We start from the raw sequence: 10,138 nt of genomic DNA, 5'->3' as shown, positions 1-10,138 counted from the left end.
GGGAGTCGAACCCACACGGTGTTGCCACCACTGGATTTTGAGTCCAGCGCGTCTGCCAATTCCGCCACAGCGGCATACGCTATGTGGTTGTCTGATTTCAAACAACTACACTAGAATACCAAGATATCACTATCCTGTCAACCCTTTTTATTTTTTTCTCTTTCTTCAGCCAAAAATTCTTCGTGCGTTTCTTGTTTAAGAACGTGCGAAACGTGATTCAGGGCGTTGTCTAAAAGCGTCAAAACGTGAGAATCGCTCAAGCAATATAGAATTTCACGCCCTTGACGTTGGGTTTGCACTAATTGTGCTTCACGCAAGAGTTTCAACTGATGAGAAACAGCTGATTGTTCCATATCCAAGATTGCAATGATTTCTGAGACGCTATAAGCGCGTTCACGCAAAAGCTCTAAAATCGTTAATCGCTGGCGATTACCCAATAATTTAAAAATTGTTTCAAGTTCAATAATGACATCTTTTTTCATAACCTTATTATAACAGGGTAAATAAATGTTGTAATGTACCAGCTGCGAACATAACATAAATACCAAGCGCAACATAGATAATTAGCTGTACTCTATCACCAAAACGTTCCAACAATTGATAGACAATTGGCATTTGTGTCACTTTATAAGCAAGCAATAAAGCTAACGATAAAATCACAATAAAAATTGCAAAAATTAATGGTAACAAGGTTAAATTAATCGTTGTAAAATATGGCACATACAGCGCAATGTTATCAGCACCACAGGTTGCGATTGTAATTCCTACCATTTTGAGAATTAGTTGTTTTTTACCGGATTGACGTAAATTATCCGCAACTTCAGCTACTTCATCCGAGTCTGAATAATAATTTTTGATACCAATAATAATTGGTAAAATACCCAACAAGCCTAATAGCCATTCTTCAGGCACTTGTTTTAGTCCCAAAGCAATGAATACCGAAATCATCACTAACATCGCATTACCAAGGTAAGCGCCGAAAACGACTGATCGTACTTGTGCTGATTGACGATATTGTCCAAAAATAAATAACAGAATAACGAAATAATCAGTGGTCGTGCCAATATATGATAGTGCTGCCGTCATTAATGTTTGTAACATAGACTCAATTTCCTTTATATGAATTTCTATTCATATAAAGTATAACATGAATTTATTTTCATGTATAGCGTAAAAAATAACTGCCTCATGATATTAACCATTATTTTTGTGAACAGTGTATACCATCCAAAATAACGGCTTGAATCAATTAGCAGTTATGTCATTAACTATCGTGACGTGCAACCATTGATGAAATCTTGGCATGACGTGCAATGTAGGCAGCTTGTGAACCAAGTGATCCCCAGAAACCTTCACGTGAATGTGCACCAACAACAATCAAGTCAGCGCCAACGCGTGGTGCGATGTCTTGTACAAGCACTTCGCCTGCCTTAGCACCATCCGCAAAAATCGTTTCAACATTAGTTGCCCCTTTTGAGACAGCATAGGCACGATATTTTTCTAAATTAGCTTCAAATTCGGCTCGTTTTTCTTTAATAAAATCAAGATGTAACGCATCGATTGTTGACAAATCACCCATTTCCAAAACTGTGGCGATTGTCAACTTCGCCCCATCTTCACTGGCCTGATGAATCGCATTAGCCAAAGCAAAGTAGCCTTGCTGTGATTCGTCAACACCAACTAAGATGTTCTTAAATTGCATTGGTTCGATGTTTAAGTTTAATTCACTCATGTTATCTCTCCTCTTAGGCACCAAATAGTTGACCAATAATTTGAATAACCAATTGAATATTCAAAACTGTTAAGACAGCGAATGTAATCCATCCCAAAACTGTCATCCACATTGGGTTAGCAAATTCTTTACCCATAATCTTCTTCGATGACGTGAATAAAATCAATGGTGCCATAGCAAATGGCAAAGCAATTGACAAGAAGACCTGTGAATAAACTAGCAATTGATCCAGTTTGTCTTCGGCACCACCATAAATTAATGTAAAGGCAACAACTGGAATAAGCGCTAATCCACGCGTTACAACACGACGTAACCACATTGGAATACGCATGTGCAGGAAGCCTTCCATAATAATTTCACCAGTCAATGTTCCAGTAATGGTTGAATTTTGACCTGATGCCAGCAGTGCTACCGCAAACAATGTTGATAAGATAGGCGAAGCAACCGCTCCCGCAATCGTCTTATCACCCAAGGCGTTATACATTGAACCAAAAGTACCCACTTTATCAGCGTGACCAAAGAACAAAGCCGCTCCTAAAATTAAAAGCAATGAATTGATGACAAAAGCCAAAGACAATTGGATATTTGAATCCCATGTCATGAAGCGAACAGCTTCTTTCATTGCAGATTTGTCGTTACGATCAACCTTACGTGTTTGTGAAATTGATGAGTGCAAGTAAAGGTTGTGGGGCATAACCGTAGCACCAATGATACCCAAAGTCAGTGTCAACTTAGAGTCGCCACCACCAATAGGTGAAGCACTACTTAAATCTTGTAATTGTGGCAAATAACCACCAAACAAAGCTGTCAATTCAGGCTTTGATAACACAACGAGGTAAGCAAAGATAACCAAGATTGTGATGATAAGTGTCATAACAATCGCTTCAATCTTTCGGAAACCAAACTTCATTAGCAACAGCAGCAACACAACATCAAATGCTGTTGTCAGAACAGAGGCAATCATTGACCAGCCAAACAACAAGTGTAAGGCAATCGCGCCACCAATAACTTCAGCGATATCTGTGGCCATCAATGCTAACTCTGTCATAATCCAAAGTGCAATACCACCTGGTTTGTTAGTGCGATCACGCGTCGCTTGTGCCAAATCTTCTTGTTTGACAATACCCAACTTACCAGCCATATATTGTAACATCATAGCAATCAATGATGAAATCAATACGACTGATAACAAAACATAGCGATACTGCGCACCACCACCAACAGAGGTTACCCAGTTACCAGGATCCATATAACCAACGGCAACAAGAGCACCAGGACCTGAAAAGGCTAATAATTTTCGCCAGAATGAACCATCTTTCGGTGCTTCAATCGAGCTGTTAACATCACTCAAACTCAAAGTGTCATCAGCATTTTGAACTAGATGATGCTTTGAGTTAACGCTTGTAGAATCTTGCATTCTATCTCTCCTTTAGATTTCTCCTCAGAACAAAATAAACGAATTTCGACTTGACATATCGTGAATATTCACTTGTCGGCAAACTTACTGCGTGCCAAACAGATACAACAAGTGCTAAATAAATTTCATAAAGGATTTCATTCAACACCGTAGTTGAAAGCTTATGAAAATTACCTAACTCGACTATTGTCGTTCCAGTACATATTACATATTACACGCTATTCGCAAAACGTCAACAACAAAAAAAAGCGCATTTTAAAAATTCGCCTTTTTGGTGATTAAAATGAAAGAAAATTGTCTCTAAATCAACTTTTGAAAACCCTTTCATTAGATTATTACATTTGCGTAACATTACAATTTTAAATTTGATTGCACGTTTGGTCAAAGCTAGATGTTTCAATTTGAATGGTGACATGACTAATATGGAAGGTTGTTCGAAGAGCGCTGGTAATGTCTTCCAAAATCATCTGTGCATCACCTGTACTAGTGCTGTTCAAGGAAAGATGCACTGTTAACGCAGTTTCTGTGGTTGATAATGGCCATATATGCAAATCGTGAAACTGCGCCACACCGCTATGGTTAGCAATATATTCCGCAACAGCTACCTCATCAATGCCATCTGGCACGCCATTTAGAGCCAAGTTAAACGTTGATTTAACCATTGGCCAAGAGGTCACCGCAATCACTACGCCAATAATCATCGAAACAATCGCATCAATTGCAACCAAACCTGTCCATTGAATGAGCAAGCCAGCCACAACAACGCCCAAAGACACACCTGCATCAGCTAATAAGTGAACGTACGCCGTTTTTTCATTGAGGTCATGTGACTGATGTCCGTGTTCATCAGGTACACCGGAAACTCTAAACAAGAACGCAGTTGAAAAATTAATCACAATACCAACAGCTGCCACAATCATAATTGTGGCACCACTCGCATGACTAACATTAGCAGTAATTAAATCTCTAATGCCCTCATAGAAGATAGTTACCACGGCAAATATTAAGAGTAAAGAGTTAAAAATGCTAGCTAATATTGACATATTATGCCAACCATAAGTATGCTGTTTAGTGGCTTTCAAACCAAAAACAACCACCGCTAACCAAGCAATTATGAGTGCTAACACGTCACTCAAATTGTGAAAAGCATCAGCAAATAGCGCAGTTGAATGAGCAATTTTTGCAAAAACTAATTCTGCCAAAACAAACACAATGTTCAGTGTAATGCCAATAACATAAGGCCTTTGTTTCATTTTTAAAGTTTGATTTGTATGTATCATCTCGTCTCCCTTGAAATATGCTACTCTTATTCTACCACTTAATATGAATAATTGTTCATATATTTCAAGTTCGCTAACAGATTAAGATAATGCCGCGAAAAAGTCACCAGCGTCACCCACAATTTGATCAATGTGATATGGTGTGGCAATATATTCTAAATTAACCGACATCACTGTCGCTTGCGGATTAGCATATTGCAGCAATCCAGCAAATGGATAAACCTGAAAACTCGTCCCCACAATCACAATCAAATCAGCTTCCCGGACCCAAAGTGCTGAACGTTCCACCTCAAAAGGCATTTCCTCATAAAAAGTAATTCTTGGTCGTAAAATGGCACCATCAGCTCTTCTCATGCTCTGCAAATAGTCATGATAATCGGCTTTTTTGCCGTCACGTGGTGCATAAATATCATAGAGAGAACCATGAAAACGAATCAAATTTTCTGGCTTCGAGCCTGCTTTAACATGTAAGTCATCAACATTTTGCGTGATAATTTTAGCTCGGTTAGCTTGTGTCAAAGCAGCTATTTTGTCATGAATAACATTCGGTTTAGCTTCAGGAAAATACATATTATCAATCATAAATTGATATTGTTTTTCCGATTCATTTTGAAAAGCCGTGGCACTCAACAAGTACTCTGGTCGTAAGGCAACACCATCATATATTCCACCTTTAGAACGGTAATCAGGAATGCCCGAGATGGTCGACACGCCCGCTCCTGTCATAAACACGATATGATTAGCGTCGTCAAAGCGCTTTTGAATTTCTGGTGTGACTAACATAATTTAAACTCTTTCAATGTAAGGTAATGCCAATTTTTTAAACAATTCTGAGACTTTCATAGCATATAGTGCTTTGAAAAAAGCTGGTCGATCTGCTTCGTTTTCGGGTGGTGTGATGACAAAACTATTTTGCTCATCCCCCTTATTTAGACCGACATAAGCTGTCTTTTTGGTCTGAAAATCTGTCATTTCTGAATGGAAAATGGTAAACACTTGATTGACTGGTAGTGCCAGTTGGCGTTGAGACAAAACACTTGTTAAAGTGACGTACTCTTTTGCATTTACAGTAGGCTTTCCCCACTTTTTTAACACATCGTCAAGACCGACAAATAGTGTTACCATTTGGTGTCGAATTTGGCGTGATTGCTTCAAATCTGCCCTTAAAATGGGTTCAGCAAGTGTCTGAGCCGCCGTATAAGCTAGCGGATAGTTATTTGCTAGAACAGCTGTAAAATCACTGGCCTCAACTAAATTATCGGCAAATACCAAGGCATCTAATACCATAAGCAAACGCCATAAACTCTCATCATCCAGATCACCATTCTCTGGTGTTAATTCAGATTGAACACCTGCCAAATAAGCATCAGCTGTTTGCTGTGTTAACATTTGCTTGGATGCTAATTCTCGGTAAGTAATCGCGTGGACAACTATGCGATGCATACGCGTTGCAATTTGAATTAATTGCTCATCTAATTTGTCATCATTAAATGTTAATGCAAAAAATACTTGCGGTGTTATCCCATTAAAGGTTAATAGCATCTTCAATAACTCATTAGCTAATAAAAAATCACTCTCAGTTTCTTCTGCAACTTCAATCAATAAACGTTGCCCCAAAACTTCTTGATTAACACGGTCAATGTGCAAAGCACCAGTATTTTCAGTGCCCACTCGGCTCATAACTGTGCCGGGATAAAGCTGATTGACAGCATCTAGTAAAGATTTAACTTTTGGATTCATTTCTTATCTCCATTAATATTTTAGTTGCTAACTCAGTATCAACATGCTTTTCAGCCATCAATCTTGGCACCAAGCGTTTAACTTCTGAAACTTCAGCACCGACTTGCATGGCTAATGCACGGTATTGCATACGCATATGTCCTTGCTGAATGCCACCGCTAACAATTGCCTTGAGGGCAGCTAAGTTTTGTGCTAAACCAACTGAGACAATGACCATACGTAGCTCATCTGCATTGACCTGTCCCAGTATAGCTAAGGCGTTTTGAGCAGCTGGCAGTACAGAAATCGCACCGCCAACTGTTCCCACGCTAATTGGCATAGTCAGTTCGCCGTGCAATTGGTTATCTTTGATGGACCAAGTTGTCAGTGCCTGATATTGTCCGTTACGGCTGGCATAAGCATGCCCACTCGCCTCAACGGCACGCCAATCATTGCCAGTCGCCAAAACCACTGCACTGACACCATTAAAAAGCCCCTTATTTTCTGTTGTCGCGCGATAAGGATCACTTTGCGCAAAATGATTGAGCGCAACAATTTGACGCGCTACGTGTTCGCCACGCACCCGTTCAAATACAATGTCAGCCGTGGCTGTCACTAACTGATGTGTCGCATAGTTAGATAAAATAACCCCCAGTGGATTAAACGATTCAAAAAGTGGTAACTCAGCCTCCAAAATAGTATCGACAATGTTGGCACCCATAGCGTCTTTTGTATCAATAATAAAGTCAACGCTTGTTTCATTTTCAGAGACCTGACGCACAACGACGTCTAAAAGACCACCACCACGTTGATAGATTGATGGTCGTGCTTGTCGCGCAATATCGAATATTTCTAAACGATGAGCTTGTACAAAATCAGCTAAAGATTTTTCAGTTACAAACATCATTTGACCGATCATCGCTGTGCGACCAATCTGAACATCAATGCCAGCAGACAACATTTTTGCGCCATTATTGGCAGCAGCAATCACGCTAGGTTCTTCGGTTGCCATTGGCACTTGATAATGCTGTTGATTAATTAGTAAATCACGTACAACACCCATTGGCACTCGAAAATCACTAATATAGTTTTCAACTAGTTGTGCATTCACCGTACTTTGTTGTTCTGACAAAGCGGTACGGATATCATCATCAATCGCTAACAACGCCAACCGTTCGTCAGGTGTTAATTCATAAAACTTCTTAGTCATGTATTTGTGATAAAGTTTCCGCGATTAAACCTTCGCGAACCCCACTTTCTGAGAAAATAACTTTCGGTGCTTCAATCAAACGCATCAGATTAACGAGTGGTAAAAGCCCGCTAATAATGATGTCGGCGCGTGTTGTTTCAAGGCCAGCCACTTGTTCGCGGTCTGCTCGTGTCATATAACGAATTTCATCAAAGATAGACATCACCAATTCGTAGGACATCTCATAACCGTGAATTTGATTAATTTCTGCTTCGCCAGACCGTGTGCGTGCCATGCGTGCTAATGAACGATTAGCGCCACCCAACAAAATAACAGGCTGTCCTTTTTGTGAAGATAACCAAGGTAAATTTTGATAAGATTGCACAATATACTCACTAGCCACCTCAATGTTGCTCTGAATCACATCATTGGCTAACATGAATTGCTCGGATAAATTCACCGCACCAAATGGCAAACTGACCGCAGCCATATTTTTTGCGTGGTTAATGGCAATGAGTTCAACTGATGCACCACCGGTGTCTAAAATTACCCCCGCATCAACTTTTAGCGTTGCTTGAACACCTAAATAGTCGTAATAAGCTTCTTGATCGCCTGTTAGGACTTGAAATGTGATGCCAGTGGCTGCTTTCACACGTTTCAAAAATTCTGATTGATTTTGGGCTGTTCTCACAGCAGCCGTTGTGATAGCACGTACTTCAGGTTCAAACCTCGCATAGCGCGTCTGAAAATAGCGCAATGCACCAATGGTTCTCGCCATTGGTTCTTCTTGCAAAATCAACTCCGCACCCATATTTTGCGCAATGCGAGTGTCCTGCTTTTCCCGAACAATCTCGGTATAAGTGCCATCTTTATGTAATTCTTCGACCACCATTCGAGCAGAGTTGCTGCCTAGGTCAACGATTGCTAAATAGCTCATAGTGTTATCCTAATTTTGATTTTAATAATTTAATTGTAACACATCTCATCATAGCAACCGATAACAAGGATAACTTCTTAAAATAGTAATAATATATTAATAAAATCACGATTATTTATTAATTGGTTAGTCCATGTTAAACTGGTTATTATGAAAATACTTTTGATTGCGCTAGGCGCGTTGAGTTTTGCAATCGGTACAGTTGCGATTTGGATTCCGGGTATCCCAACGGCCGGATTTTACGTTCTGACTGCTATTTTATGGTCTAAATCTTCCAAACGACTCGACACGTGGCTACAAAATAATAAATATTACAAACAATACGTTCATCAGGGCGTTTTTCAACGACAGCTACCGTTAAAAGCTCGTATCATCATCTATTTAGTGACGGCTGGCATGATAGCAATTCCATTTTTCAAAACTGATTTAGTGTGGCTAAAAATCGTCTTACCACTCACTTCGTTAACGCAAATCGTTTCTATGGAAAGCTATTATCGTGGCTATCTTTGGCGTGATGGCATTCCATTTATGAAAAACAACAACAAATAACGTGCAATGACAAAAAAAGGTAGCAACAGTAAATTACTGTTGCTACCTTTTAACTTTATTTACTGTGGATCAAGCGTTTCATTAATCATGTTCAAGTTATACTCGGCAATATAGGAATACACAGCTGGCACAGATCCACCAAACTGGGTTCCCGTATTTTTAGCTTTCAAATCTAATGACTTGCGCAAAAGGGTTGTAACACGTTGCTTTTCTGTTTCAGTGACCATTTGATAACTGACACCATTATACATATCACCAACACCTTGTATATGTTCTGACGTTTGTTTTTTAGTAGCAGACATATATTTTAGTGCTACCGTGGTAAGATTATTAAACTTCATATCCGTCTGAACATTTTTAGAGATAGAACTCATAAATTTAGCGTTGAGCAATGTTTTTGCACTGGCTGATTTTTTAAGTAGCGCCTTTAAGACTAGTCGTTGGCGCAATTGACGACCATAATCCCCTTGTGGATCATCATAGCGCATCCGAGAAAATGACAAGGCTGCATAGCCATTCATTGTTGTGTAAGTTTTAAAGTTCTTCCCATCAGACGCATATTCAAACTTTTCTTTGCCCTTATAGAACTTATACACGTCTGGTTTGTCGTTGTCTGGTTGATAAGTGAATGTCAATGGTGACTCTACTTCAACACCACCAACCTGATTAATCAACTTCTCCAAACCACCCATATTAACTAAAGCATAAAAATCAATCGGTACATTCAAATAATTTTGTAACGTCAGTATGGTTGAACTCACACCGCCAATTGGAAATGCCGCATTTAGCTTTTGTGGAAAAGTATTCTCGTGACCTACAATTGCTACCATAATATCTCGTGGAATGGACATCATTGTGGTTGTTTTAGTTTTTGGATTAACTGTGATAAGCATCATTGAATCGGTCAAACCTGTACGGTCACGATCCAATGCACCCGTATCTGTTCCTAAAACTAAAATTGAAAATGGTTCCCCTTTTTTCAAAACTTGTTGAACGTCACGTGCTTTTGTAACCTTTGCACTACGGTACATTTTGTCAACAGATGTTTTCACATTGCTCAAAACCATTGACATCATGACACCACCAACAATTGCCAACAATAGTAATATTGCAACAATCCATCGCCATTTTTTACGACGCTTTCGTGGCCGTGGTGGTCGTGGTGGCTGTCCATTTGGTAATGGTGCTGATTGTCGGCGTGCCGCACGACTCATATTGTTTTCCATAACTTGTACCCCTAATGCGTTCTAAAAATTCATTATACCATTATTTGCACATCATCGTTTTGATTTGCCGATTGTCTTAAAATATGTTG

11 protein-coding genes are annotated in these 10,138 nt (G+C 39.5%); 1 reads left to right on the top strand and 10 read right to left on the bottom strand.

Annotation, left to right across the window (positions count from 1 at the left end; all coding sequences use genetic code 11):
- Positions 1 to 137: 137 nt before the first annotated feature.
- From IEU71_RS06140 to IEU71_RS06100, 9 genes are all read right to left on the bottom strand, one after another.
- Positions 138 to 482, bottom strand: coding sequence for an ArsR/SmtB family transcription factor (locus IEU71_RS06140; RefSeq protein ID WP_004915687.1), 345 nt, complete (start codon positions 480 to 482; stop codon positions 138 to 140).
- A 7-nt stretch (positions 483 to 489) separates the two neighbouring features.
- On the bottom strand, positions 490 to 1,101 hold the full coding sequence (locus IEU71_RS06135; RefSeq protein WP_004915685.1) for a cadmium resistance transporter: 612 nt from the start codon (positions 1,099 to 1,101) through the stop codon (positions 490 to 492).
- 163 nt (positions 1,102 to 1,264) lie between these two features.
- Positions 1,265 to 1,732 (bottom strand): universal stress protein, encoded by a 468-nt coding sequence (locus IEU71_RS06130; protein ID WP_004915682.1) that lies wholly within the window; start codon positions 1,730 to 1,732, stop codon positions 1,265 to 1,267.
- A gap of 13 nt (positions 1,733 to 1,745) precedes the next feature.
- The gene (locus IEU71_RS06125) at positions 1,746 to 3,149 is read right to left on the bottom strand and encodes an Nramp family divalent metal transporter (RefSeq protein ID WP_004915680.1); all 1,404 of its coding nucleotides are present in this window, start codon (positions 3,147 to 3,149) and stop codon (positions 1,746 to 1,748) included.
- 359 nt (positions 3,150 to 3,508) lie between these two features.
- On the bottom strand, positions 3,509 to 4,429 hold the full coding sequence (locus IEU71_RS06120) for a cation diffusion facilitator family transporter (RefSeq protein ID WP_004915677.1): 921 nt from the start codon (positions 4,427 to 4,429) through the stop codon (positions 3,509 to 3,511).
- Between the two features lie 81 nt (positions 4,430 to 4,510).
- Complete coding sequence (locus IEU71_RS06115) at positions 4,511 to 5,212, bottom strand: NAD-dependent protein deacylase (protein ID WP_004915676.1); 702 nt, start codon at positions 5,210 to 5,212, stop codon at positions 4,511 to 4,513.
- Positions 5,213 to 5,215: 3 nt separating this feature from the next.
- Entirely contained in the window at positions 5,216 to 6,169 is a 954-nt protein-coding gene (locus tag IEU71_RS06110; protein WP_004915674.1) for a hypothetical protein, read from the bottom strand.
- Positions 6,153 to 7,358 (bottom strand): hydroxymethylglutaryl-CoA reductase, degradative, encoded by a 1,206-nt coding sequence (locus IEU71_RS06105; protein WP_004915669.1) that lies wholly within the window; start codon positions 7,356 to 7,358, stop codon positions 6,153 to 6,155. Before IEU71_RS06105 ends, IEU71_RS06110 begins: the two co-directional genes overlap by 17 nt.
- A complete protein-coding gene (locus IEU71_RS06100; RefSeq protein ID WP_004915667.1) occupies positions 7,351 to 8,274 on the bottom strand; it encodes a Ppx/GppA phosphatase family protein in 924 nt (307 codons plus the stop codon). The genes IEU71_RS06105 and IEU71_RS06100 overlap by 8 nt, the downstream gene beginning before the upstream one ends.
- Before the next feature lie 150 nt (positions 8,275 to 8,424).
- On the opposite strand from IEU71_RS06100, the gene IEU71_RS06095 reads away from it, so the two are divergent.
- Positions 8,425 to 8,823 carry a YbaN family protein gene (locus IEU71_RS06095; protein ID WP_004915666.1) on the top strand — a complete coding sequence of 133 codons (399 nt, stop codon included), beginning with the start codon at positions 8,425 to 8,427 and terminating at the stop codon, positions 8,821 to 8,823.
- A gap of 59 nt (positions 8,824 to 8,882) precedes the next feature.
- Here the strand turns inward: IEU71_RS06095 and IEU71_RS06090 are convergent, their stop codons facing one another.
- Complete coding sequence (locus tag IEU71_RS06090; protein WP_004915665.1) at positions 8,883 to 10,049, bottom strand: LCP family protein; 1,167 nt, start codon at positions 10,047 to 10,049, stop codon at positions 8,883 to 8,885.
- Positions 10,050 to 10,138 lie beyond the last annotated feature (89 nt).

The sequence above is a fragment of the Leuconostoc falkenbergense genome (assembly GCF_014634805.1).
Classification (GTDB): domain Bacteria; phylum Bacillota; class Bacilli; order Lactobacillales; family Lactobacillaceae; genus Leuconostoc; species Leuconostoc falkenbergense.
Note: the sequence above shows the minus strand (reverse complement) of the source record. Positions and strands in the feature narration are given on the sequence as shown.